Raw genomic sequence first — 350 nt, 5'->3', positions numbered from 1 at the left:
GGACCAGCCTCTCCTCGGACAGCAGCCCACGCAGCCGCTCTCGCTGTCCGTGGACTCGATGCAGGCCGCCTACGTCATCTACACCTCGGGCTCCACGGGCAAGCCCAAGGGCGTGTGCGTTCCCCACCAGGCCGTCGTGCGCCTGGTGCGCAATACCAACTTCATCGAGCTGAAGGAGACCGACCGCATGGGTCAGGCCTCCAACGCCTCCTTCGACGCGGCCACCTTCGAGGTGTGGGGCGCTCTGCTCAATGGCGCCCGCCTGATCGGCGTTCCCAAGGAAGTCGCTCTCGATGCCAGGGTGCTCGGCGAGCATCTGGAGCGCACGCGCATCAACGTGCTGTTCATCA

General features: G+C 66.0%; 1 protein-coding gene. It reads left to right on the top strand.

Annotation, left to right across the window (positions count from 1 at the left end):
• On the top strand, positions 1-350 hold a 350-nt coding region (locus Q664_RS49795), incomplete at both ends, for an AMP-binding protein (RefSeq protein ID WP_043414123.1).

The sequence above is a fragment of the Archangium violaceum Cb vi76 genome (genome assembly GCF_000733295.1).
In the GTDB taxonomy this organism is placed as follows: domain Bacteria; phylum Myxococcota; class Myxococcia; order Myxococcales; family Myxococcaceae; genus Archangium; species Archangium violaceum.
The sequence above is the reverse complement of the archived record's forward strand: the minus strand, read 5'-3'. Positions and strand labels throughout refer to the sequence as shown.